Annotated in this window: 21 protein-coding genes; 16 read left to right on the top strand and 5 right to left on the bottom strand. The window is 44.6% G+C overall.

Going from position 1 to position 26105, the window contains the following annotated elements:
• Window positions 1-59 precede the first annotated feature (59 nt).
• On the bottom strand, window positions 60-821 hold the full coding sequence (locus L1D11_RS08140; RefSeq protein ID WP_239833052.1) for an alpha/beta fold hydrolase: 762 nt from the start codon (window positions 819-821) through the stop codon (window positions 60-62).
• Window positions 822-914: 93 nt separating this feature from the next.
• Between L1D11_RS08140 and seqA the strand changes: the two genes are divergently transcribed.
• A complete protein-coding gene (gene seqA / locus L1D11_RS08135; RefSeq protein ID WP_239833051.1) occupies window positions 915-1454 on the top strand; it encodes a replication initiation negative regulator SeqA in 540 nt (179 codons plus the stop codon).
• A 94-nt stretch (window positions 1455-1548) separates the two neighbouring features.
• The gene (gene pgm / locus L1D11_RS08130) at window positions 1549-3195 is read left to right on the top strand and encodes a phosphoglucomutase (alpha-D-glucose-1,6-bisphosphate-dependent) (protein WP_239833050.1); all 1647 of its coding nucleotides are present in this window, start codon (window positions 1549-1551) and stop codon (window positions 3193-3195) included.
• 124 nt (window positions 3196-3319) lie between these two features.
• Here pgm and L1D11_RS08125 read toward each other — a convergent pair whose 3' ends face one another.
• Window positions 3320-4078 carry a DUF1853 family protein gene (locus L1D11_RS08125; protein WP_239833057.1) on the bottom strand — a complete coding sequence of 253 codons (759 nt, stop codon included), beginning with the start codon at window positions 4076-4078 and terminating at the stop codon, window positions 3320-3322.
• A 115-nt stretch (window positions 4079-4193) separates the two neighbouring features.
• On the opposite strand from L1D11_RS08125, the gene L1D11_RS08120 reads away from it, so the two are divergent.
• On the top strand, window positions 4194-4952 hold the full coding sequence (locus tag L1D11_RS08120; protein ID WP_239833049.1) for a Nif3-like dinuclear metal center hexameric protein: 759 nt from the start codon (window positions 4194-4196) through the stop codon (window positions 4950-4952).
• 138 nt (window positions 4953-5090) lie between these two features.
• Here L1D11_RS08120 and L1D11_RS08115 read toward each other — a convergent pair whose 3' ends face one another.
• Window positions 5091-6380, bottom strand: coding sequence for a citrate synthase (locus tag L1D11_RS08115; RefSeq protein ID WP_017630646.1), 1290 nt, complete (start codon window positions 6378-6380; stop codon window positions 5091-5093).
• A 417-nt stretch (window positions 6381-6797) separates the two neighbouring features.
• Between L1D11_RS08115 and sdhC the strand changes: the two genes are divergently transcribed.
• From sdhC to sucD, 8 genes are all read left to right on the top strand, one after another.
• A complete protein-coding gene (gene sdhC, locus L1D11_RS08110) occupies window positions 6798-7190 on the top strand; it encodes a succinate dehydrogenase cytochrome b556 subunit (protein ID WP_239833048.1) in 393 nt (130 codons plus the stop codon).
• Entirely contained in the window at window positions 7184-7528 is a 345-nt protein-coding gene (gene sdhD, locus L1D11_RS08105) for a succinate dehydrogenase, hydrophobic membrane anchor protein (protein ID WP_004737911.1), read from the top strand. The genes sdhC and sdhD overlap by 7 nt, the downstream gene beginning before the upstream one ends.
• Window positions 7529-9295 carry a succinate dehydrogenase flavoprotein subunit gene (gene sdhA / locus L1D11_RS08100; RefSeq protein WP_239833047.1) on the top strand — a complete coding sequence of 589 codons (1767 nt, stop codon included), beginning with the start codon at window positions 7529-7531 and terminating at the stop codon, window positions 9293-9295.
• Window positions 9296-9307: 12 nt separating this feature from the next.
• The gene (locus tag L1D11_RS08095) at window positions 9308-10018 is read left to right on the top strand and encodes a succinate dehydrogenase iron-sulfur subunit (protein ID WP_008221173.1); all 711 of its coding nucleotides are present in this window, start codon (window positions 9308-9310) and stop codon (window positions 10016-10018) included.
• Between the two features lie 96 nt (window positions 10019-10114).
• Window positions 10115-12931, top strand: coding sequence for a 2-oxoglutarate dehydrogenase E1 component (gene sucA, locus L1D11_RS08090; RefSeq protein WP_239833046.1), 2817 nt, complete (start codon window positions 10115-10117; stop codon window positions 12929-12931).
• A gap of 21 nt (window positions 12932-12952) precedes the next feature.
• Window positions 12953-14161: a 2-oxoglutarate dehydrogenase complex dihydrolipoyllysine-residue succinyltransferase gene (odhB, locus tag L1D11_RS08085; protein ID WP_009847318.1), complete on the top strand. Its 1209-nt coding sequence runs from the start codon at window positions 12953-12955 to the stop codon at window positions 14159-14161.
• A gap of 206 nt (window positions 14162-14367) precedes the next feature.
• Window positions 14368-15534: an ADP-forming succinate--CoA ligase subunit beta gene (gene sucC / locus L1D11_RS08080; RefSeq protein ID WP_239833045.1), complete on the top strand. Its 1167-nt coding sequence runs from the start codon at window positions 14368-14370 to the stop codon at window positions 15532-15534.
• The gene (gene sucD, locus L1D11_RS08075; RefSeq protein WP_004737919.1) at window positions 15534-16406 is read left to right on the top strand and encodes a succinate--CoA ligase subunit alpha; all 873 of its coding nucleotides are present in this window, start codon (window positions 15534-15536) and stop codon (window positions 16404-16406) included. The genes sucC and sucD overlap by 1 nt, the downstream gene beginning before the upstream one ends.
• Before the next feature lie 99 nt (window positions 16407-16505).
• On the opposite strand, the gene znuB is transcribed toward sucD, so the two are convergent.
• Entirely contained in the window at window positions 16506-17291 is a 786-nt protein-coding gene (gene znuB / locus L1D11_RS08070; protein ID WP_239833044.1) for a zinc ABC transporter permease subunit ZnuB, read from the bottom strand.
• Window positions 17291-18073: a zinc ABC transporter ATP-binding protein ZnuC gene (znuC, locus tag L1D11_RS08065; RefSeq protein WP_239833043.1), complete on the bottom strand. Its 783-nt coding sequence runs from the start codon at window positions 18071-18073 to the stop codon at window positions 17291-17293. Before znuC ends, znuB begins: the two co-directional genes overlap by 1 nt.
• An 83-nt stretch (window positions 18074-18156) precedes the next feature.
• On the opposite strand from znuC, the gene znuA reads away from it, so the two are divergent.
• From znuA to L1D11_RS08040, 5 genes are all read left to right on the top strand, one after another.
• Window positions 18157-19047, top strand: a complete 891-nt coding sequence (gene znuA / locus L1D11_RS08060) for a zinc ABC transporter substrate-binding protein ZnuA (RefSeq protein WP_239833042.1) — start codon at window positions 18157-18159, stop codon at window positions 19045-19047.
• 269 nt (window positions 19048-19316) lie between these two features.
• Window positions 19317-22679 carry an AraC family transcriptional regulator gene (locus tag L1D11_RS08055; protein WP_239833056.1) on the top strand — a complete coding sequence of 1121 codons (3363 nt, stop codon included), beginning with the start codon at window positions 19317-19319 and terminating at the stop codon, window positions 22677-22679.
• Window positions 22680-23320: 641 nt separating this feature from the next.
• Entirely contained in the window at window positions 23321-23542 is a 222-nt protein-coding gene (locus L1D11_RS08050; RefSeq protein ID WP_239832675.1) for a FeoA family protein, read from the top strand.
• On the top strand, window positions 23543-25816 hold the full coding sequence (gene feoB / locus L1D11_RS08045; protein ID WP_239832672.1) for a Fe(2+) transporter permease subunit FeoB: 2274 nt from the start codon (window positions 23543-23545) through the stop codon (window positions 25814-25816).
• Window positions 25813-26043 (top strand): FeoC-like transcriptional regulator, encoded by a 231-nt coding sequence (locus tag L1D11_RS08040; protein ID WP_239832671.1) that lies wholly within the window; start codon window positions 25813-25815, stop codon window positions 26041-26043. The genes feoB and L1D11_RS08040 overlap by 4 nt, the downstream gene beginning before the upstream one ends.
• Window positions 26044-26105 lie beyond the last annotated feature (62 nt).

Genomic DNA, 26105 nt, shown 5'->3' with positions numbered 1-26105 from the left:
AGATAAAGTTAATGTGCAGTGATTACTCAGCTCTCATTTATCTGCATGAAAAAGCGCACTTAAGCGATGAATTTTCGAATTGTTCTTAGCACTTCAGCTGGCTTTTCTGCGTGTAGCCAGTGGCCCGTATTCGCAATGACGTGCGCCTTTGCGTTAGAAAATTGCTGTTGGACCGCAGTTTGGTGCTCAGCCGTGAGGTAGTCAGAATCCCCCCCTTTTATTAGCAAGGTTTTGACCGAAGTTTTGTCGATCGGTTCCCAGCCAATGATGTGTGCATAGTTGGCGAGCAGAGATGCGACGTTAAAGCGCCACTCCATAATGCCTTGTTCTGACTTAAACAATGACTTCGTTAAGAACTGACGAACGCCGTCTATTTCGATATGTTTGGCCAGCACTTTAAGTGCTTCGGCACGAGATACTGGTTTTTCTTCCATTACTGCTTGTAGGCCGGCGAATACGTTATCGTGACGGCTTTGGGTGTAAGCGACCGGCGCCATGTCCAATACAATCAGCTTGCACAGCTCTAGATGTTGGGTGAGCGCCATGGCAACTTTACCACCCATTGAGTGACCAATGACAGTGACGTCATTCAGCTCGAGATCTTTCAGCAGTTGAGCGACGTCTTGTGCCATCGTTTGGTAATTATGGGTATCACTGTGGAAGGATTGTCCGTGGTTACGAAGATCGATACTCAGTACCTGATGATCGACTTTTAGATCCCTGGCCAGCAAGCCTAGGTTGTCCAGATTACCGAATAATCCATGGATCAAAACTATGGTGTGACCCTCACCTTCGATTTTATAGTTGAGCTGTACTGACATTTTTATCTTATTCATGGTGGGTTTGACGTAGAGTATCCGCGCGGATCTCGCTATAATCCCCCTGAGTTTAAACATTGAGATTGTGAAAAGCGAATGAAAACAATTGAGGTTGATGAGGACCTATACCGTTTTATTGCGGGTCAGACAGAACGTATTGGCGAAAGCGCTTCAGATATTCTGCGCCGCTTGTTACAGGTTGATAGCCAAGGCATGGCTCCGATCGAAGAGATCGTAGAGCAGAAAGGTATCGTTGTTAGCAAAGAGGTAGGCTTTACTCCAGAGAAGTTCGATGGCGTTAAAGAAATGCGCTCACTACTAATATCAGATGAGTTTGCGTCACTAAAGAAAGCCATTGATCGTTTCATGTTGGTGTTATCAACACTGCATAAAATCGACCCTGAAAGCTTTTCAGAAGCAACTCAAGTAAAAGGCCGTAAGCGTGTTTACTTTGCAGATAACGAAGCGACGTTGTTAGCAAACGGCAACACGACTAAGCCTAAAGCCATTCCACAAAGTCCTTTTTGGGTTATTACAAATAATAATACTAGCCGCAAGAGACAGATGGTTGAGCAGCTTATGAGCCGCATGAATTTCCAAGCAGAATTGATCGAAAAAGTAACAGGTTCAATTTAACGAAATCTGATTTAAACCTCATAATATCCATGGATAAGAAGATATTATGAGGTTTTTTTGTTTTTAAATTTTATATATATAAGGATGTCGAAAAATGGCTATGCACCCTCGTGCTGGGCAAAAAGCTCAGCAGGAAGATCTTCATAATATTCCGGCTTTAGTGGCTAACTATTTCTTACAGCAACCGGATGCGACTAACCCAGATCACAAAGTACTATTCGGTACTTCAGGTCACCGTGGTACTGCTGACAAATCAACATTTAACGAAAACCACATTCTAGCGATTGCCCAAGCAGTGGCTGAAGTGCGTGCTGAGCAAGGTACAACAGGTCCACTTTTCTTAGGTAAAGATACGCACGCACTATCTGAACCTGCGTTTTCTACGGTAATCGAAGTACTTGTAGCGAACGGTGTTGAAGTTATTATTCAAGAAAACAATGGCTTTACTCCAACACCAGGTATCTCGCACGCGATTCTTACGCACAACCTAGTGAATGACAAAAAAGCCGATGGCATTGTTATCACACCTTCACACAACCCACCTCAAGACGGCGGTATCAAATACAACCCGACACACGGTGGCCCTGCTGAAGCGGAACTAACGCAAGCTATTGAAGATCGTGCGAACGTTATTATTTCTGAGCAAATGCAAGGCGTTAAACGCAGGCCTATTGCACAGGCTAAACAGTCTGAATTAGTGAAAGAAGTCGACCTAGTTACTCCATACGTTGCTGATTTAGTTAACGTGGTTGATATGGAAGCTATCCAGAAAGCGAACATCAAAATTGGTGTGGATCCACTGGGCGGAAGCGGTATTGATTATTGGCGTCAAATTGGTAAAGCGTACAACTTAGACCTTACTTTGGTAAATGAAGCGGTTGACCCTTCTTTCCAATTCATGTCTCTAGATAAAGATGGCGTGGTTCGTATGGACTGCTCTTCACCATACGCAATGGCAGGCTTGCTTGCGCTTAAAGATGAGTACGCACTAGCATTTGGTAACGACCCAGATTACGATCGTCACGGCATTGTTACGCCAAAAGGCCTAATGAACCCTAACCACTTCCTAGCGGTTTGTATCGACTACCTATACCGTAACCGTGAAGGTTGGGGTAAAGAAGTTGCAGTTGGTAAAACTTTGGTATCAAGTGCATTGATTGACCGCGTAGTAGCAGACTTAGGTCGCGAACTTTGTGAAGTGCCAGTTGGTTTCAAATGGTTCGTTGATGGCCTATACAACGGTCAGTTTGGCTTTGGTGGTGAAGAGAGTGCGGGTGCTTCTTTCTTACGTAAAGATGGTACGCCTTGGTCAACAGATAAAGACGGCCTAATTCTTTGCCTACTTGCGGCTGAGATCACAGCGGTAACTGGTAAGAACCCACAAGAATACTACGAAGAGCTTGCTGCTAAACACGGTGAATCTAAGTACAACCGTATTCAAGCAGTAGCAAACGGTGCACAAAAAGATGTGCTGAAGAAGCTATCTCCAGAGATGGTTTCTGCTGAAACACTTGCTGGTGATGCGATTACTGCTCGTTTGACGCATGCTCCAGGTAATGGTGCAGCAATCGGTGGTCTTAAAGTGACAACTAAGAACGGTTGGTTTGCTGCTCGCCCATCAGGAACGGAAGACATCTACAAAATCTACTGTGAGAGCTTTAAAGGTGAAGAACACCTAAAAGCGATCGAAGCAGAAGCTCAAGAGATTGTTAATCAAGTATTTGCCGCTGCAGGTCTATAATCGAATACGATTCATAGAGTTATCAAGCAAATAATAGACGGGTTGATGTTAAAACATCAGCCCTTTTTATTTGTGCTGGTTGCGTGTGATAAGCGGGAAAAGGTAAGTGAGTTAGCTTAGACGGCTAACCGTGTGGCCAGCTTTTCGGCATCACAAACCAGAATTTCCCCGACTTAGTTTGCCCATGGACGAAGCGGTCACCGAACTCGGTGATAGGCTGGCTGTTGAAATCATCCGTCCCTGCGGCCCATTGTTCTTTGGTGAGTGGATACAGTGGTTCAGTGATCTGGTGAGCCTGATTTTGATAGCACCAAAATCCGTTTACTTGGCTTGAGTTAATGTCGTAGCCCAAACACTGCGTAGGTACGTTTTGTTCTAGAAATGGGTTGGTATAAAGACGACCTTGAATCAAAAGGTGTTTTGAGTCGACATCGATCTCCGGATATTGCTCAACAAACGCTGATGAAGAGGACATTCCGAGCTGATGGCTGAGCATTCTATCGAGCTTCTTGTCTAATTGGTCATGAGAATTCGGGCCGAACCATGTTTGCTCGTGAAGTAGGTAAAACTTAATTGCCACTTCCCAGTGTTCTAATTTTTGGTTGCTTGTTTCTTCTAGGATAAAGTCGATTGCGCCGAGTGTGCTTCCCTCAACATTAATTTGGATCTCATCGTGCTTGATTGAATAATTATCCGAAGTGATGATGACTTGTTCACATAGGTGTTGGTAGAGGAAGCCTAACCTAGGGTTACCATCATAAGTATGGGCATCATCGAGCTTTTGGTAATTTGAGAACACAGTGAGATCAGAAATGGGCGGCTTGATTTCTAGTAGCGGTGGTGAGCTAATCACCCATTGGTAAAAGCGTTGCAGTTCGGTCATCGGTTCCTCGTAAACTTCAGTCATCTGTTCTCTAGAAACAGAGTGGAAGGGCTTTCGACATTCTACCCGTAAATTGATATAACGACGTTATTATAAAGGTAAGCTGGAAATAAAAATGAATAACTTACAATTAGAAAAGCTACTTAACGAAAAACTGCAGCCACAGCAGATTAAAGATTACTGCCCAAACGGTCTTCAAGTAGAAGGCACTCCTGAGGTAAAGCGAATCGTTACTGGTGTAACGGCTTCACAAGCTTTGATCAATAAAGCCGTTGAGCTAAAGGCTGACGCTTTGTTAGTTCACCATGGTTTCTTTTGGAAAGGTGAGCCGGAAGCGATTCGCGGCATGAAAGGTAAGCGTATTCGTACGTTGATCAAAAATGATATCAATTTATTGGGCTACCACCTTCCTCTTGATATTCATCCTGAGCTTGGTAACAACGCCAAACTGGCAGAGTTACTTGAGATAGAAGTCGAAGGCGGTTTGGAAGGGCACCCACAATCGGTTGCTATGTTTGGCAAATTAAAAGTGCCAATGACAGGTGCTGAGTTTGCAGCAAAAATTGATCAAGTGTTGAATCGTAAGCCACTACACATTGCTCCTGAGAACGCCGATAAAATGATTGATACATTAGGTTGGTGTACTGGCGGTGGCCAAGATTACATTGAGCTTGCAGCTTCTCAAGGTATAGATGCATTTATCTCTGGTGAAATTTCTGAGCGCACAACTTACTCGGCTCGTGAGCAAGATATTCATTACTTTGCTGCGGGTCACCACGCAACTGAACGCTATGGTGTGAAAGCACTAGGTGAGTGGTTAGCAAAAGAACATGGCTTGGATGTTGAGTTTATCGATATCGATAACCCAGTTTAAGAACAGATGCGAAATGAGGGATAAGATTTCCCTAATTTACTCGTTTTCCGCTCTTGAAGATGACGGAGTTTTGAACATATAAAAGAAAAGGGTTGATGCTTTCACATCGACCCTTTTTAACGTTATGACTTATCGCAACTATTCACGCTCGTGAAGTGCTTTAAAGTCACGTTGTTCTTCACCAGTGTACAACTGACGAGGACGACCGATACGGTTCGTCGGATCGCTGTGCATTTCGTTCCAGTGTGCAATCCAACCGATGGTACGAGACATCGCAAAGATAACAGTGAACATAGATACTGGAATACCGATTGCTTTTAGAATGATACCTGAGTAGAAATCTACGTTCGGGTATAGCTTCTTAGAAACAAAGTACTCATCAGAAAGAGCGATACGCTCAAGTTCCATTGCTACGTCTAATAGTGGGTCTTGGATGTTCAGCTCTTTAAGTACTTCGTGACATGCTTCACGCATTACTGTTGCACGTGGATCGTAGTTCTTGTATACACGGTGACCGAAGCCCATCAAACGGAATGGGTCATCTTTGTCTTTTGCTTTCGCAACGTATTCTTCAATGTTATCTACGCTACCGATCTCTTCAAGCATGCGCAGACAAGCTTCGTTTGCACCGCCGTGCGCAGGGCCCCAAAGTGATGCAATACCAGCTGCGATACACGCAAATGGGTTAGCACCAGATGAACCTGCTAGACGTACTGTAGACGTTGAAGCGTTCTGTTCGTGATCTGCGTGTAGAGTGAAAATTTTATCCATTGCACGAGCAACGATAGGGTTGACTTCATACTCTTCACATGGGTTTGCAAACATCATGTGTAAGAAGTTTTCTGCGTAGCCAAGATCGTTACGTGGGTAGATAAACGGCTGACCGATTGAATATTTGTAACACATTGCTGCCAGTGTTGGCATTTTTGAAATCAGGCGGTATGCCGCAATTTCACGGTGTGTATCGTTGTTGATATCAAGTGAGTCGTGGTAGAACGCCGCTAGAGCGCCTACAACACCACACATTACAGCCATAGGGTGAGCGTCACGACGGAAGCCGTGGAAGAAACTAGCGATTTGCTCATGTACCATCGTGTGACGTGTCACGGTAGTCTTGAACTTTTCGTACTCAGCTCGAGATGGGGCTTCACCGTAAAGAAGTATGTAACATACTTCTAAGTAATCAGCGTTATTGGCAAGTTGGTCAATTGGATAACCACGATGTAAAAGGATACCTTTTCCACCGTCAATAAAAGTGATTTGAGACTCACAGGATGCAGTGGCAAGAAAACCAGGGTCAAAAGTGAAAAAACCATTAGAACCTAGTGTACGAACGTCGATCACTGGAGTACCAAGTACACCTTCTGTAATCGGCAGCTCGATTGGCGCTTGACCTTCAATGTGAAGGGTAGCTTTCTTATCCGCCATAACAATCTCCTTTGTTTATTATTTAATCCGTCCAGGATGTTTATGTGTCATTTTTTTACTGGTCTTACGTGGGAAAGTCAATTTTTCTGAAGCTTTGTGTGCACTTGTTAGTGTTTTTTACATTAAATTCGTTAAAAATCTGGTCTGTGTAGCATTATTTGTTACATCAATTGTATTAGAATGTTGCGAGCCGTATAGTGGCGCTGAAAAGTTTGGTTAAAACCTTATAAATGCAAGGCTAAGAAGAAATGTGAGGTGTCTTTCTTAATCGAGCGGTTAACAATTACTATACAATTATCTAAGGCTCAACTTCAGTTATTTGTTAAGTTAATGTTAAATTTTGAAGGTTTGCAATCAAATTTTGTCCATAACAATATCATAAGGTTATTTAATGACCATAATGCTCAATGGAGCTGAGTGAGCAAGCCCGTGAAAGAAAGAAAGACAAGACCTGTTAATTTAGATTTACAGACCATCCACTTTCCAATCACTGCAATAGCTTCCATCCTACACCGTGTGTCTGGGGTGATAACTTTTGTTGCGATTGGAATTTTGCTTTGGTTACTATCCACTTCCCTCTCATCCCCAGTAGGCTTTATGGAAGCTAGCGACATTGTCGATGGCTTCTTCGTGAAGTTTATTCTGTGGGGCATTTTAACCGCTTTGGCTTACCACATTACCGGTGGTATTCGTCACCTTCTTATGGACCTTGGTCACTTTGAAGAGCTGGAATCTGGCGCTAAGAGCGCTAAGGTTGCATTCGCAGCGACAGCGGTATTGTCTCTACTAGCGGGGATCTTAGTATGGTAAACAACGTTTCGACATTTGGTCGTAATGGCGTTCACGATTTCTTATTGATTCGTGCAACTGCAATCATTATGACGCTATATACAATTTATTTGGTGAGCTTTTGTGCCTTCACCGATATCTCTTACGTATCATGGACTCAGTTCTTTGGTGGAACCTTCACTAAAGTATTTACCATGTTAGCGCTTACTTCGGTTCTTGTTCACGCTTGGATCGGCCTATGGCAAGTGCTAACCGACTACATCAAGTGCGCTAAACTGCGTGTTGGCCTTCAAGTAGGTGTGGTTGCGGTTCTTCTTGGATATTTCTTCTCTGGTCTGTTTATTTTGTGGGGTGCGTAAGTGACTATTCCTGTTCGTGAGTTTGATGCCGTAGTTATCGGCGCTGGTGGTGCAGGTATGCGTGCCGCACTACAAATTTCAGAGCAAGGCCTATCATGTGCATTGCTTTCTAAAGTTTTCCCAACTCGTTCTCATACCGTATCTGCTCAAGGTGGTATTACGGTTGCGCTAGGTAATGCGCACGAAGATCACTGGGAACAACATATGTACGACACAGTAAAAGGTTCTGATTACATCGGTGACCAAGATGCTATCGAATACATGTGTAAAAATGGCCCAGAATCAGTTATCGAACTAGAAAAAATGGGTCTTCCATTTTCTCGTTTCGATAACGGCACCATTTACCAACGTCCTTTTGGTGGCCAATCTAAGAACTTTGGTGGTGAGCAAGCGGCTCGCACCGCTGCAGCAGCTGACCGTACCGGTCACGCATTGCTACACACGCTTTACCAACAAAACATCAAACATAAGACAACCGTGTTCTCTGAGTGGTACGCGCTTGATCTTGTGAAGAATGAAGACGGTGCCATTCTTGGTACAACAGCACTTTGCATGGAAACAGGCGAAGTATGCTACTTCAAAGCGAAAGCAACGATCCTGGCAACTGGTGGTGCTGGTCGTATCTACGCATCGACAACTAACGCACACATCAATACTGGTGACGGTGTTGGTATGGCGATTCGTGCTGGCGTTCCTATGCAAGATATCGAAATGTGGCAGTTCCACCCAACGGGTATTGCTGGTGCAGGTGTTCTTGTAACAGAAGGCTGTCGTGGTGAAGGTGGTTACCTTCTAAATAAAGACGGCGAACGTTTCATGGAACGTTACGCTCCAAACGCGAAAGACTTAGCGGGTCGTGACGTTGTTGCTCGTTCAATGATGGTAGAAATCCGTGAAGGTCGTGGTTGTGACGGTCCTTGGGGGCCACACATCAAACTGAAACTGGACCACCTAGGTAAAGAAACACTTGAATCTCGTCTACCTGGTGTATGTGAACTGTCTCGTACATTCGCACACGTTGATCCGGTAAAAGAGCCAATCCCAGTAATCCCAACATGTCACTACATGATGGGGGGTGTACCGACACAAGTTTCTGGCCAAGCGATTAAGCAGGGTGCAGATGGTAGCGATTTAGAAGTACAAGGTCTATTTGCTTGTGGTGAGATTGCTTCAGTATCAGTACACGGTGCGAACCGTCTAGGTGGTAACTCACTGCTTGACTTGGTTGTATTCGGTCGTGCGACAGGTCTACACCTAGGTGAGACTCTGAAGAAGCAAGCTGATGCGAAACCGGCAACACAAGAAGATATCGCTCGTTCTCTAGAGCGTTACAACCGTTGGGAAAACAGTACAGACGGCGAAGATCCAGCGCAGATCCGCAAAGATCTACAGCAATGTATGCAGAACAACTTTTCTGTATTCCGTGAAGGTCAAGCAATGGCCGACGGCCTAGAAGAGCTTAAAGCTATTCGTGAGCGTCTGAAGAATGCACACCTTTCAGATAAGTCTACTGAGTTCAACACGCAGCGTATTGAATGTCTAGAGCTTGAAAACTTAATGGAAACAGCGTATGCGACGGCTGTAGCGGCAAACTACCGTACAGAAAGTCGTGGTGCACATGCTCGTTTTGACTACCCTGATCGTGATGACGAGCAATGGCTATGCCACACGCTTTACAATCCTGAGTCAGAAAGCATGACTAAGCGTAACGTAAACATGGAACCTATCCATCGTGAAGCGTTCCCGCCAAAAGCACGTACGTACTAAGGAGACATGACCATGAAACTGAATTTCTCTTTATACCGTTACAATCCAGATGTCGACCAAAAGCCTTACATGAAGGAATACACCCTAGAGGTGGATGAAGGTTCAGACATGATGCTTCTGGATGCGCTTATTCTATTGAAAGAACAAGATCCAACGATCGCTTTCCGCCGCTCATGCCGTGAAGGTGTATGTGGTTCGGATGGTCTGAACATGAACGGTAAAAACGGCCTAGCGTGTATCACGCCTCTATCTGCGTTGAAAGGTGATAAGATCGTGATTCGCCCACTGCCAGGTTTACCTGTTGTTCGTGACCTTATTGTTGATATGACTCAGTTCTACGATAACTACGAAAAAGTAAAACCATTCCTAGTGTCTGATGGCAATGTACCACCGGCACGTGAAAACTTACAAAGCCCTGATGAGCGTGCTCATTTAGACGGACTGTACGAATGTATCATGTGTGCATGTTGTACAACGTCATGCCCATCGTTCTGGTGGAACCCTGACAAGTTCATCGGACCAGCAGGCCTACTTGCCGCGTACCGTTGGCTAATTGATAGCCGAGATACAGCGACAGATGAACGTTTGTCTGATCTTGATGATGCATTTAGCGTTTTTCGTTGCCATGGCATCATGAATTGTGTAAGTGTTTGTCCTAAGGGATTAAATCCGACGAAAGCGATTGGTCACATCAAGACCATGTTAGTGAATCGTTCGGTTTAAGTTATAAAAAATTGCCGCCCTAGAAGTTTTGGGACGGCCTTTTAATAGCTCGGCATAGACCGCAGCAAACGTGAAAACTACTGGTTAAGGGAAAATATGCACAACGGCGTGATGAAGGCATGGCTCGAGTCTTCACACTTGGCTGGCGCCAATGCAACGTACGTAGAAGAACTCTATGAACTGTATCTAAGTGATCCCGATTCGGTAAGTGACGAATGGAGAAGTGTTTTTGAAGAATTGCCTGTGCAAGCTTCAGAAGCAGTGGAACAACCACACTCTCGTGTTCGTGAATACTTCCGTCGACTCGCTCAAGAAACAAAGCATTACAGTGTCCAAGTTAGTGATCCAGATGTCGATGCGAAACAAGTAAAAGTTCTGCAACTGATTAATGCTTATCGATTCCGAGGGCATCAAGCAGCAAATCTAGACCCCCTAGGTTTATGGAAGAGAGCGACAGTTGATGAACTGGCCCCTTCTTTCCACACTCTTACCGAAGAAGACCTCAATGAGACGTTTAACGTCGGCTCTTATGCGATTGGCCAAGAGACGATGGTGCTTAAAGATTTACACAAGTCTCTAAAGCAAACCTATTGTGGTTCAATTGGTGCTGAATACATGCACATGACTAATACAGAGCAAAAACGTTGGATTCAACAACGTTTAGAGTCTGTGTCCGGTCAACCCTCTTTCAACAAAGAAGAAAAGCAAGCTTTCCTAGAAGAGCTAACCGCTGCTGAAGGTCTTGAGCGCTATCTTGGTGCGAAATTCCCAGGCGCGAAACGCTTCTCGTTGGAAGGTGGTGATGCGCTTATCCCAATGACGAAAGAGATCATTCGTCATGCTGGTGGACAAGGCATGCGTGAAGTCGTTGTTGGTATGGCTCACCGTGGTCGTCTAAACATGTTGGTTAACGTGCTTGGTAAAAAGCCGCAAGACCTGTTTGACGAGTTCGCGGGTAAGCACGACGAAACGTGGGGTACTGGTGATGTTAAATACCACCAAGGTTTCTCTGCGGATTTCGCGACACCAGGTGGCAACGTTCACTTAGCACTAGCATTTAACCCATCACACTTAGAAATCGTAAACCCAGTGGTTATCGGTTCAGTGCGTGCACGTCAAGATCGCCTAGGTGATACTGATGGTAGCCGTGTACTGCCAATCACTATTCACGGTGACTCAGCAATCGCTGGTCAGGGTGTTGTGCAAGAGACGTTTAACATGTCTCAAGCTCGTGGTTTCTGTGTAGGTGGTACGGTTCGTATCGTTGTAAATAACCAAGTTGGTTTTACAACGTCTAACCCTCGCGACACACGCTCTACGATGTACTGTACTGATATCGCTAAGATGGTACAGGCTCCGATTTTCCACGTTAATGCTGATGATCCAGAAGCGGTTGCTTTTGTTGCTCGCTTAGCACTGGACTACCGTAATACCTTTAAACGTGATGTCGTTATCGACCTAGTTTGTTACCGTCGCCACGGTCACAACGAAGCCGATGAGCCGAATGCAACACAGCCTTTGATGTACCAAAAAATCAAGAAGCATCCAACGCCACGTAAGCTATACGCTGACGTGCTAATGGAGCGCGGTGAGTTTGGTATTGATACGGCAACTCAACTAGTTAACGAATATCGTGATGCTCTTGATCACGGTGAAGTTGTGGTTAAAGAGTGGCGCCCAATGGCACTTCACTCAGTAGACTGGTCTCCTTACCTAGGTCATGACTGGAATATCGACTGGGATAACAAGGTCGATATCGAGCGTCTAAAAGAGCTTGGTACTAAGATCTGCCAATACCCAGAAAGCCACAAGCTACAAAGCCGAGTAAATAAACTGTACAACGATCGTACTGCCATGGTGAATGGCGAAAAACAAGTCGATTGGGGTATGGCTGAAACTCTGGCTTACGCAACACTTGTTGACGATGGCAAGCGTATTCGCATCTCTGGCCAAGATTCAGGCCGTGGTACCTTCTTCCACCGTCACTCAGTACTGCACAACCAATCAGATGCAAGCACGTATGTTCCTCTTGCGAACATTCATGATAAGCAGGGTCCATTCCAAGTATTTGACTCGGTATTGTCTGAAGAAGCAGTGCTAGCGTTCGAGTATGGCTACGCAACAGCTGAGCCAAGCGGTCTAACCCTTTGGGAAGCACAATTTGGTGACTTCGCAAACGGTGCGCAAGTCGTTATCGACCAATTTATTTCGTCAGGTGAGCAAAAGTGGGCACGTCTATGTGGTCTAACTATGCTGCTTCCTCACGGTTATGAAGGCCAAGGCCCAGAGCACTCTTCTGCGCGTCTTGAGCGTTACCTTCAATTGTGCGCTGAACAAAATATGCAGGTTGTTGTTCCTTCAACACCAGCACAGGTTTACCACATGATTCGCCGTCAGGTTGTTCGACCAATGCGTCGTCCTCTGATTGTAATGTCACCTAAGTCATTGCTTCGTCACCCTCTGTGTACATCTTCTCTTGAAGATTTGGCAGAAGGCACGTTCCAACCAGCTATCGCAGAAATTGATGATCTGGCTCCTGAGAACGTAAAACGCGTCGTGTTCTGTTCAGGTAAGGTTTACTTTGACCTGCTTGACCAAAGACGTAAGAACGAGCAAGACGATGTCGCTATTGTGCGTATTGAGCAACTTTACCCGTTCCCTTATGAGGACGTGAGAGCTGCAATCGCACAATACACAAATGTAGTCGATTACGTTTGGTGTCAAGAAGAGCCACAAAACCAAGGTGCTTGGTACAGTAGCCAACATAATTTCCGAGCTGCTATCCCAGTAGGTGCTGATATTCAATACGCAGGTCGTCCTGCATCAGCATCCCCAGCTGTTGGCTATATGTCGGTACACTTGAAACAACAAAAGGCGTTAGTTGACGACGCTTTGACCCTACTTAAGAACTAGAAGTAAAAGGAAAATACGCACATGACAATTGAAATTCTGGTTCCAGATTTACCTGAATCTGTGGCTGATGCAACAGTAGCGACTTGGCACAAAAAACCAGGCGAAGCCGTTGCACGTGATGAAGTCATTGTAGACATCGAAACAGATAAAGTAGTTCTAGAAGTACCTGCTCCTGAAGCGGGTGTTCTGGAAGCTATCATTGAAGAAGAGGGTGCTACGGTACTTTCTAAGCAGCTTCTTGCGAAAATCAAACCTGGTGCTGTCGCTGGTGAACCAACGAAAGACACGACTGAAGATACAGAAGCTTCTCCTGATAAGCGCCACAAAGCGGCACTGACAGAAGAAAGCAACGACGCACTGAGCCCTGCTGTTCGTCGTCTTCTTGCAGAGCACAACCTACAACCAGCTGACGTTAAAGGCACTGGTGTTGGTGGTCGTATTACTCGTGAGGACATCGATGCACACCTAGCAGCAGCGAAAGCGGCTCCGGCAGCAGCATCTGCACCAGCAGTTGAAGCGCCAGCAGCGGCTCGTAGCCAAAAACGCGTGCCTATGACTCGCCTACGTAAGACAGTTGCAAACCGTCTTCTAGAAGCGAAGAACAGCACAGCAATGCTGACGACTTTCAACGAAGTGAACATGAAGCCAATCATGGACCTTCGTAAGCAGTACAAAGACCAATTCGAGAAGCGTCACGATACGCGTCTTGGTTTCATGTCTTTCTACGTGAAAGCAGTAACAGAAGCACTGAAACGTTTCCCAGAAGTGAACGCTTCTATCGACGGTACAGATATCGTTTACCACAACTACTTCGACATCAGCATGGCAGTATCAACGCCACGTGGTCTAGTAACTCCAGTACTGAAAGACTGTGACACACTAGGTTTTGCTGACATCGAAAAAGGCATCAAAGAGCTAGCAATCAAAGGCCGTGACGGCAAGCTAACTGTTGATGAGTTGATGGGCGGTAACTTCACTATCACGAACGGTGGTGTATTTGGCTCTCTAATGTCTACGCCAATCATCAACCCGCCTCAAGCGGCAATTTTGGGTATGCACAAAATCCAAGATCGTCCAATGGCTGTTGATGGCAAGGTTGAGATCTTACCAATGATGTACCTAGCGCTTTCTTACGATCACCGCCTAATCGACGGCCGTGAATCAGTTGGCTTCCTAGTGACCATCAAAGAGCTTCTAGAAGATCCTGCGCGTCTGCTATTGGACGTTTAGTATCGCTAAAACGTCTAGTTAACCCGGTTAGCTAGACGTAAAAAGTTTCAAAGGCTAGGCTGCTCAACGTCTGGCCTTCACTTGAACTGTAAAGCCATTAGAAAATGGACAGCAGTTGATTTGAGAAGACCCTACAGACGTACCACAGGAAACTGTGTCGTTATGGAAATAATAATCCCTTAAGGGAAAATAAACGGAATATCAAAATGAATTTGCATGAATACCAAGCCAAACAGCTGTTTGCAGAATTCGGTTTGCCTGTACCAGAAGGTTTCGCATGTGATACTGCACAAGAAGCTTTCGAAGCTGCAGGTCGTATCAGTACAGCCAAGAAAGTCGTTAAGTGTCAAGTACACGCTGGTGGTCGCGGTAAAGCGGGCGGCGTAGAGCTACATGACACGAAAGAAGGCGTTAAAGAGTTTGCACAAAAATGGCTAGGTAAAAACCTAGTGACTTACCAAACAGACGCTAATGGTCAGCCTGTAACAAAGATCCTAGTTGAAGAAGCATCGAACATTGCTAACGAACTTTACCTAGGTGCTGTTGTTGACCGTGCAACGCGTAAAATTGTATTCATGGCGTCAACTGAAGGTGGTGTGGACATTGAGAAAATCGCTGAAGAAACTCCAGAGTTGATTCACCAATCAGCGATCGACCCTCTAGTGGGCCCTCAAGCTTACCAAGGCCGTGAACTTGCGTTCAAACTTGGTCTAGTTGGCGATCAAATTAAACAGTTCGTTAAGATCTTCATGGGTCTTGGCCAAATGTTCTCTCAGTACGATCTAGCGCTACTAGAAATTAACCCACTTGTTATCACTGGTGAAGGTAACCTTCTTTGTCTTGACGGCAAGATCAACATCGATTCAAACGCGATGTACCGTCAGCCTAAACTACGTGAAATGCACGATCCATCTCAAGAAGATGAGCGCGAAGCGCACGCAGCACAGTGGGAACTAAACTACGTAGCACTAGATGGTAACGTTGGCTGTATGGTCAACGGTGCAGGTCTAGCAATGGGTACGATGGATATCGTTAACCTACATGGCGGCAAACCAGCAAACTTCCTTGATGTAGGCGGCGGCGCAACTAAAGAGCGTGTAGCTGAAGCATTCAAGATCATCCTTTCTGATGACAATGTTAGCGCAGTACTAGTAAACATCTTCGGTGGCATCGTACGTTGTGACATGATCGCTGAAGGTATTATCGGTGCGGTTAAAGAAGTAGGCGTAACAGTACCTGTTGTTGTTCGTCTAGAAGGTACAAACGCAGACCTAGGTCGCGAAGTACTTGCTAATTCTGATGTTGATATCATTGCAGCTGAATCCCTAACAGATGCTGCTCAGAAAGTTGTTGCTGCTGCGGAGGCGAAATAATGTCTGTATTAATTAACAAAGACACTAAAGTAATCTGTCAGGGTTTCACTGGCGGTCAAGGTACATTCCACTCAGAGCAAGCTATCGCATACGGTACGCAAATGGTTGGTGGTGTATCTCCTGGTAAGGGTGGTCAAACTCACCTTGGTCTTCCAGTATTCAACACAGTGCGTGAAGCAGTAGAAGTTACTGGCGCAACAGCAACGGTTATCTACGTACCAGCACCTTTCTGTAAAGATGCAATCCTTGAAGCGATTGACGCAGGTATCGAACTGATCGTAACGATCACTGAAGGTATCCCAACAACAGATATGATCGACGTTAAAGTGAAGCTAGAAGAAACTGGCGTTCGCATGATCGGTCCTAACTGTCCAGGTCTTATCACTCCAGACGAGTGTAAGATTGGTATCATGCCTGGTCACATCCACAAGAAAGGTAAAGTAGGTATTGTATCTCGTTCAGGTACTCTTACTTACGAAGCAGTTAAACAAACAACAGACGAAGGCTTCGGTCAGTCTACATGTGTTGGTATTGGTGGTGACCCAATCCCTGGTTCAAACTTCATTGATATCCTAAAACTGTTCCAAGAAGATCCGGAAACAGAAGCTATCGTAATGATTGGTGAGATCGGTGGTACAGCGGAAGAAGAAGCAGCAGCGTTCATTAAAGAGAACGTAACTAAGCCAGTTGTTTCTTACATTGCAGGTGTTACTGCTCCTCCGGGTAAACGTATGGGCCACGCTGGCGCAATCATCTCTGGCGGTAAAGGTACTGCTGAAGACAAATTCGCAGCACTTGAAGCAGCAGGCGTTAAGACGGTTAAGTCTCTTGCTGACATCGGTAAAGGTCTACGTGAGATTACTGGTTGGTAACCTGCGCTTTAAGCGATAAATAATAGAAAGGCTTGGTCAATGACCAAGCCTTTTTTGTATGTTTTTTAGATGCAGGATACGAGATACGAGATCGTAACGTTACGCTCGGCTCTTAACCATCTGAGACAACATAAACATTGCAGCAGCACTAATTACAACAGATGGACCTGCTGGCGTGTCGTAGAACCAAGATAGGCTCAACCCACCACATACTGCGATAGAACCAATAATCGAAGCGAGTAACGCCATTTGTTCAGGTGTGCTTGAGAATTTTCTTGCTGTTGCTGCCGGGATAATCAGCAGTGATGTCATGATTAACGCACCAACAAACTTCATACCAACCGCAATCACGATACCGACTAGGAGCATTAGAATTAGGCGCATTAAATCAATGTTGATGCCATCAACCGCAGCAAGATCTTCGTTTACCGTTGTTGATAGCAGTGGCCGCCAGAAAATGGTCAACACCAAACCAATAACACTAGCGCCCGCATAGATGAACACTAAATCAGTGGGAGAAACGGCAAGCAAATCACCGAATAGGTAGCTCATCAGGTCAACACGAACGTTATCTAAGAAGCTAACGGCAACTAAGCCGAGTGAGAGTGCACTGTGGGCTAATATGCCGAGCAACGTATCGGTCGCGACCAGCTTTTGCTTTTGTAAGGTCACGAGTAATACTGCCAACATCAAGCAGCAAATCAGCAGCGCGAAGTACAAGTTAATATTGAACAGGAAACCAAGCGCTAAACCCATTAAAGAGGCGTGTGCCAATGTGTCACCAAAGTACGCCATCTTACGCCACACCACGAACGAACCCAGTGGACCAGCAATAAGTGCAATGCCTAAGCCAGCGAGGATAGAAGGTAAAAGAAACTCAAGCATTAGTGTTGATGTCCGTGTTTATGGCTAGAACAGTCGTGCACATCTCCAGATACAGCTTGGCCTGCTAAGTCATGGTGATGATGGTCATGTTGGTGATGGTAGAACGCCAAGCTCTCTTGCACCGCGGTACCGAAGAGGGCGATGTAAGAAGGGTGATGTTTGATATCTGCAGGAGCACCTGAACAGCAGATGTGGTGGTGTAGACAGATCACGTCATCTGTTTTTGCCATCACCAAATGCAAGTCATGTGACACCATAAATACAGCGCAACCAAAGCGGTGGCGAATAGAGTCAATCAGTTCGTAGAGATCAATTTGACCTTGTACATCAACGCCTTGTGCAGGTTCATCCAGAACCAATAGGTCTGGCCTTCTCAAGAGAGAACGAGCAATCAGTACGCGTTGATTTTCACCACCAGATAGCTGATGCATGTTGCTTTTCATTAGATGCTCAGCACCAACGAGTTTTAGTGCTTCTAAGATCTCTTGTTTACTGAATATTCCGGTGAGCTTGAGAAAACGTTCTACATTAAGTGGTAGAGAGTCGTTCAGCTTAAGTTTCTGGGGAACATAACCAATTTTTAATTTTTTTGCTCTAGTGATCTTCCCAGAATATTTGTGCTGAAGCCCAAGTAAAACCTTAACTAAGGTCGATTTACCTGCACCATTAGGTCCAATTAGGGTAGTGATTCTGCCGCGTTCTAGATTTAGGGAGATGTTATCTAGCACTTTTCGACCGTCAAACTCGACGCTCACAGAATCTAGTTGGATTAAGTTATCCATGAATAGAACTCATTTGCAATTCGCTAATGTTATAATGTAACATTTACCTCAAGCCTAAGCTACTTTTCTATTATCGAGGAATTATGTCACGTTCATCTTATATACTTGCTACTTTGCTTTTAGCGCCAAGTGTTGCAAGTGCCAATACTATTCTAACAAGCTTCAAACCAATTCAAATGATTGTGACAGAATTAACGCAAGGCGTTAGTGAACCGGATGTGTTGATGAACAGCAATGCTTCGCCGCACGATTATGCGCTTAAACCGTCTGATGTCAAAAAAGTTCACGGTGCAGACATGGTTGTTTGGTTTGGTCCTGATTTAGAAGCGTTTCTGACTAAGGTGATTGAATCGAATAATAACGTTATCGAAATCGGTAAAATCCCTGGTATCAACTTACGAGAGTTCGGCCACGATGAGCATGATCACGATGCACATGAAGGTCACCACCATGGCAGCCACGACCCGCATTTTTGGTTGGGGATCGATCAAGTTGCAGTTGCTGCGAAATACATTTCAGACAAGCTAATTGAAACTGACCCAGATAACGCAATGGCGTATCAAGAGAATCTAGATTCATTCTTGATTGCATTGGAAGAGAAAAAACAGTCGATTCGTGAGCAACTGGCGTCAGTAAAAGACAAAGGTTACTACGTTTTCCATGATGCATATGGTTATTACGAGGAAGAGTTTGGCTTGAATAACTTAGGTCATTTCACTGTAAGCCCAGAGCGTAAACCGGGTGCAAAAAGCCTGATTGCGATTAAGAAGACGATAGTACGTGAAAACGTTCAATGTGTGTTTTCTGAGCCTCAATTTACACCGGCTGTAATTGAATCAGTGACTCGTGGAAGTCATGCGAAACAAGGTCAATTAGACCCAATAGGTTCTACAGTTGAAGTGAAGAGCGGAAGTTATTTCGATTTTCTTCAGCAACTTACCGATAGCTACACAAGCTGTCTAAGTACAAAGTAATCAATAGTAAGTAACCTTTATTCCACTTTACTCTTGATATGATTATGAACAATGCCGCTTTTTGCGGCATTTTCGTGACCGCTAAGATAAAACCTTTCAACAAACAATAAACCTTCTTTCTCCTTCGTAGATTTCCGCTAAAATGGAAAGATAATAATAATCACAAAAAAACTCAGTTTCTGGTCGAGCAAGGTAAAGACATTGCAGTAGCCGAAACTTCATAAGTTGTTGCTGTTCAGGATTAGAAGTTGTATCGAATTGTCTTCCGAATGTTCATATTAGTGAGTATTTCATTTAGCGCTATCGCGGTAAATACATCACCGTCTGTCTTTTATCCTTTGCCTGTTCAAGCGCAAGGGAATTTTCTTGCAGCTAAAAATCTCTATCTAGGAGCTGGTGGTGGGCTTTGGATTCATGATGTGCATGGGAAAGTTCTTTTTTATGATGGGCGAACTCTACTGCCACGCCAAGGTAGCCTGTTGCAGTTTTCATCGGAGCGCGTCGCCTTTTTGGACGATGAGTTTTGGACGTTCTTCGATAACGAGGTATATCGACATACTCCAGGGATAGGTAACGAGTTGGCGTTTAGTCTGAGCCCTGGCGAAGAGATCACAAATATTGGTGCATCGGCTGATTATATTTGGGTGACAGACGACAACAACTTCTACACCTACAACACCCAGTCATTGGAATTTAATACCTACTCACTTCTCAAGCTGTATCGATACAACAACAGCAGTGACATTAGGATCAATGATGCGGAATGGGTGCTATCCAAATGGGTGCTGGCAACCAGCTCAGGAGCTTATCTTTCTGAAAATCAAGAGTTTAACCATATTGCCGCATCAGATAAACACTATATCGAGACGATCTACTTTTCGAAGGCAAGACGCGAATTACTGATTGGTACATTAAATGGCGTTGTGACTGTCGATTTGGCTAATTCAGAGAACGAGACCAAGATCAGTGGTTCACATGTTCTCTCTTTTGCTGAAACAACAGATCAATACTGGATTGGCACTGAGCATGGCCTGATTAGCTATAACCTTCTTACTGGTGAAACCACTCGGTTTGAACAAGCCTCCAACCATGACTTTTCATTACCGGGCGAGAAGATTTATTCATTAATTAACGACCAGGCAGGCGGTATGTGGGTCGCGACCAATAACGGTATCCGGTATTTCTCTTTGTTTAGTAAGACATTCTCAAGAACGCCTTTAACCGGCATGGGCATGCACTCTAGCAGTATCGTGATCAATAAAGTTAAGCCAATCAGTGACCATCTTGCTTGGGTTGCTTCTTCGATGGGGCTCTATCTCGTTGATTCTGAAGCTAAAGAGCGGCCTAATCGTGTATACCCTAAACCGGTCCGAGACTTTCAGGTTTTTGGTTCATCTATTTGGTTAGCGACTGAAGAGGGGATCGTTAGTTTCAACAGCAAGACATTAGAGCGTGAAGCTCTTAAGCTGCCCAGAGCCATTGAAGGCGTCTACATCGAGAACTTTGCCCTTCAAGGTGATAACACACTTTGGATGACTTCTGGGCAGAGTCTCTATTCCTTGTCGATAGACAATATGGAGCTTACGGGCTACAGAATGGATTGGTTGGTGGATAAGTTCCTGCCAGCAAAAATTACAGACCTAAATATTGGTTTACAAGGTCGTGTCTACATCGGCACCGACCATGGCTTCTATTCCTTTGTTGATAAACGGATCAGCTTTAGTCGTTCTAGTGAGCGATTTGGCAAGGTCGTTGATATAGAAAAAGCCAGCGATGGTTCTCAATGGTTTGCGAGCAGCTATGGTGTCTATCGGATCCCTTACGATCGTCCAGTCATTGAAGAGATTCCCCTTGTTGAAGAGAACATTAGCCCTAGCTGTTTAATCAGCGATGAAAATGGTGTCTGGTTAGGCTCTTCTAAAGGGCTGAGCTATTACGGACTAGACGGACAGCTTCACAAACATATTGGTTCACCTTTTGGTTTGATCACCAATGAACTCGCGGCTGGGGCATGTGAGCTCTTCTACAGTCAACAGAATCAATCTTCAAGGCTAGTATTGGGTTCTAAGTATGGAGTGGTGAGCGCGTTAGCTAATGAGTTATTGGTGTCGAACACGCCCCATAGCCGTGCCTTACTGAGCAAAATAAGTGTCAATCAAAAGACCGTGTCTCTTGGCGGCAAGGCTGCAGATCTAGCCGAGATACCTTATGGCTCGTGGATTGGGTTTAAGCTCGGTATTTTACCTGCCACGTTCGCACCTGCGATGGAGTACAGACTCAATGATGATGAACCTTGGAGTGAGTTTGAAGGGGGCTTGTTAACCCTAGATCACTTGCTGCCCGGCGATTACACACTTGAGGTTAAGCCGGTAAAAGATTCACACTATCGTTTTGTCTCCACCAATCAAAGCTTCTCGATAGCGGAACCTTGGTATCTCAGCAATTGGGCTGCTGCGAGCTCTCTTATCTTACTTATCTGTGTGGTCACCATTTTGGTTTTTTGGCGTTCGAGTTATGTCACCTTTGCCAACCGACACTTAAAGGCACAAGTAGCTTTAAAAACCGATCAATTGATACACCAAAGCCGGATATTACTGACGACCAATCAGCAGCTTAAGAAGCAGTTATCGGTTAAGAATGCGCTTGTGTCTCATACCGCCGATGAACTGTCCATAGAGGTCAACCAAGTTGCAGCGATGCTCCCTAATTGGAATGATGGACAAGGTAAGTCACCAATTCTTGCGTTAAAGAATGGTTTGGCACAATTGAGTAATAGCCGACAAGATGGTGGTGCGGTTGGTTACGATATGATTTTAATCTTGGAGTCGGTGCTTAAGGCGTGGCAAGAAGACTTAGCTAAAGCCGGTATTGAGCTAGAGATAAAAGTAGAGACGAAACACAGACATGTATCTTTACTGTATTTTAATCTCGATATTATCTTTAATAGCCTGATCGCTAGCATCATCAAGCGCAACTTTAAGTCGCAGAGCATGATGGTTATGGTCGAAGAGCTAAAAGAGCATCTCGTCGTGACGGTTTTAGACCACGGCATGCCTTTCCCTAAACTAACCTCTAGCATTAGTGACAATGGTGGAAAGTCGACCGACTTAAATATAGAAAAGTTACCATTGCTGGTGAATCAGAGTGGTGGAGTGCTCAATGCTTTTGTGTCGGACTCTCAGAATAAGGTGCAGCTTACTTGGCCAATTGAGTATCAGGTGTTAGATACTCTTGAAGTCAATACAATAGAGCAGATTGAGACAATCAAGCTTGCTAATACCTCACCTGATCAGTTAAAGCTGAGTGCGGAGCAAGAGTGGAAAAATAGAGTGACTCAGCTTGTTAGCGAGCACTACGCTGATGCTGATTTTGGTACTACTACTGCTGCTAAATATTTGTTTATGTCTGAAAGAAGCCTACAGCGACGCTTTAAAATGGTCTACAACAAGACCTTTAAAGAGCATCTGAATGAGATTCGTTTGGAGCATGCATGCGAACGGTTACTAGCTGGAGAGAAGATATCAGACGTTGCTTTTGATTCTGGTTTTAATGACCCGTCTTATTTTAGCCAAAGGTTTAAGCACCACTTTGGCATGTCTCCATCTAAGTTTGCAGAAAATAGCGAAGACTAGAGCAAACAATATTAACCAGCCAGTCTTACGTTAGCGACAGATAGTCTTATTGAAGCCTCGACATTCGTGTTGGGGCTTTTTTATGCTTCTACGAGATACGAGATACGAGATACGAGATACGAGATACGAGATACGAGATACGAGATACGAGATGGGGGGTATTTGCGATTGAGTTGTTTGAGTATGGTTTTGTTGGGGGAGATAAGAAAAAAAATATCGTGGTATAGCCGGGGGGACTATACCACGGGTGCCAATGACACCTTCGCTTGCTGCCGGAGTGATATGGCAAGCCATATCACCTCTGGAATTAAATTAAAGAGAAGGAGTTTCTCTTCGATGGAGTAACTATACGATTAGTGACTTATTTTACTTATAAAATTAACGACATAACGCTATGAGAAAAGCGACACTTTTTTAAGTTGTTGAATATTAAAGGTTTATGTGTTTTGTTTAGTGGTGTACTAGTGAGGTAGTTCTCGTCGTTTGTTGAAAGTAACGTTTTTGACGTAAACGTTTTTAACGAAATTTACGAGTATGTATTTTCGAAAACTTTGATTTCACACAATAGAATTGTGGTCATGTATGTGTATTATGCTTGTTAATAACAATCTTTCTCATTATCAATCACGAATTGGGTATTTATGAAACTCTCACAGCTAGAGCAAGGAAAAGTGGCTTCTATTGTTGCACTAACAGGCTTAACACCAGACGTAAGAAAAAAACTGATGGTGATGGGGATGTTGCCAAAAACTGAGGTGACGCTTATTCGTCGTGCTCCTATGGGAGATCCGCTTCAAGTTGAAGTGAGAGGTGTTTCGATCGCCATTCGTGAAAGCATTGCAGAACAAATCGAGGTTATCTAAATGGATTATCAAGTTCTTACCGTTGGTAACCCGAATAGTGGTAAAACAACACTGTTCAATGCACTAACTGGTGCCAAGCAGCACGTTGGTAACTGGGTTGGTGTCACCGTAGAAAAGAAGACGGGTTTATACTCACACGCAGGTGATCAGTTCCAGCTTACCGACTTACCGGGTATTTACGCGCTAGACAGTGGTAATGACGCGAACAGCATCGATGAATCTATCGCGTCTCGCGCTGTTCTGACTCACCCTGCAGATGTGATCATCAATGTTGTTGATGCTAGCTGCCTAGAACGAAGCTTATACATGACATTACAACTACGAGAGTTGGGTCGCCCAATGATCGTTGTGTTGAACAAAATGGATGTATTAAAGCGCGAGCGTCAGGTGATTAACCTTAAAGCGCTAGAGAAAGAGCTAGGTTGCCCAGTTCTAAGCTTGTCTGCAAATGATAAAGGTCAAGTAGTTCGTTTTAAAGAGCGCCTACATAAATTGCTTGTGCAAGGTGTAAGCCTTGACCCAATCTCTATTAATTACGATGTCGCGTTAGAAGCTCTTATCCCTTCTGTTGAGTCACAATTTGATGATGCTGACGTATCTCACCGAGCGCTAGCGATTCGTGCTTTAGAAAATGACTACTTGGTATTGAATGGGCTAGCTCCACAAACTCGCACTCAAATTGACAATGTGCGTCTAGGTGCCGATTTCGATATTGACCTTGCTGTTGCTGACGCTAAGTACACTTTCTTACATGACCTTTGTAAACGTGTTCGTCGCAGCGAAGGTAAACTAAGCCGTAATTTTACAGAGAAAGCAGACCAATTCATTTTGAATAAATGGGTCGGTATTCCTTTCTTCTTCGTCATCATGTACTTAATGTTCATGTTCTCTATCAATATCGGTAGTGCGTTTATCGACTTCTTCGATATTGGTGTTGGAGCTATATTAGTTGATGGTGGACACCATTTATTAGATGGTCACTTACCCGTTTGGTTAGTAACGATACTTGCTGATGGCATCGGCGGTGGTATTCAAACGGTTGCGACCTTTATTCCGGTTATCGCAGCTCTTTACCTATTCTTAGCGGTACTAGAAAGCTCAGGATACATGGCTCGTGCTGCATTCGTACTTGATAAAGTGATGCAGAAGATTGGCTTACCTGGCAAAGCATTTGTACCACTGGTATTAGGTTTTGGCTGTAACGTACCTTCAATCATGGCAACTCGTACTCTTGACCAAGAGCGTGAACGTAAATTGGCAGCATCTATGGCGCCGTTTATGTCATGTGGTGCTCGTCTTCCGGTATACGCTCTGTTCGCAGCTGCATTCTTCCCGGGAGCTGGACAAAACGTGGTATTTGCTCTGTACATCATGGGCATTGTTGCTTCTGTGTTTACGGGGCTGTTCCTTAAGAACACCATCTACCCAGGTAGCAGCGATAGCTTAGTGATGGAAATGCCAGATTACGAATTACCGACAGTGCAAAACGTGATGCTAAAAACATGGCAAAAACTGAAGCGTTTCATGCTTGGTGCTGGTAAAACAATCGTGATGGTTGTGGCTATTCTGAGTTTCCTTAACTCTCTAGGTATGGACGGTAGCTTTGGTAACGAAGACAGCGAAAACTCAGTACTGTCTAAGGCGGCTCAAGTTGTGACGCCTGTATTCCAACCTATTGGTATTACAGAAGAAAACTGGCCAGCGACGGTAGGTATCATTACTGGTATCTTTGCGAAAGAAGCGGTAGTAGGTACGCTGAACAGCCTTTACACAACACCATCAGACGAAGAAGCCGCTGAATTCGATTTGGCAGCAAGCTTACAAGAAGCGGTAATGACGATCCCTGAAAACCTTGCCGGCTTGAGCTACTCAGATCCTCTAGGTATTGAGGTTGGTGACTTAAGCGATTCAGGTGCGGTTGCAGAAGAGCAAGAGGTTGACTCATCGATCTTTGGTAACCTAAAAGACAAATTTGTTTCTGGTCATGCTGCATTTGCTTACTTGATCCTTATCCTACTTTACACACCTTGTGTGGCTGCAATGGGTGCTTACGTTCGTGAATTTGGTCAAATGTTTGCACGCTTTATTGCGGTCTGGACTATGGCGCTTGGCTACTTTGGTGCAACTTTCTACTACCAAGCGGCAAACTTTGCAGCACACCCTGTGACAAGTGCAGTGTGGATGGTCGCGATTGCTGGTGGCTTTGTGATTACCTACCGTGTGTTTAAGAAAGTTGGCAGCAAGCAAAAAGCATTAGAGGTGCAAGTCGTATGATTTTAACTGAACTTCATCAGTACATTGACAGCCAAGGTGTCGCAGCGCGTAAAGAGATTGCAGCGAAATTTGGTATGAGTGAAGACGGCGTGGATGCGATGTTGAGCGTGTGGGTCAAGAAAGGCAAAGTATCTCGCATGGTCGACACCAACAAACATGGTCATACAACGCGTGTTCGCTACACCATCAGCAAACAAGATGGTCTGTCGCTGAATGTGATGATGTAGTTTGGTCAATACCTAATAAAAAACCGCAGCCTATGAGCTGCGGTTTTTTGTTTTTGTTTATC

Source organism: Vibrio sp. Isolate32 (genome assembly GCF_022397955.1).
In the GTDB taxonomy this organism is placed as follows: domain Bacteria; phylum Pseudomonadota; class Gammaproteobacteria; order Enterobacterales; family Vibrionaceae; genus Vibrio.
This window is presented reverse-complemented; position numbering and strand designations above follow the sequence as displayed.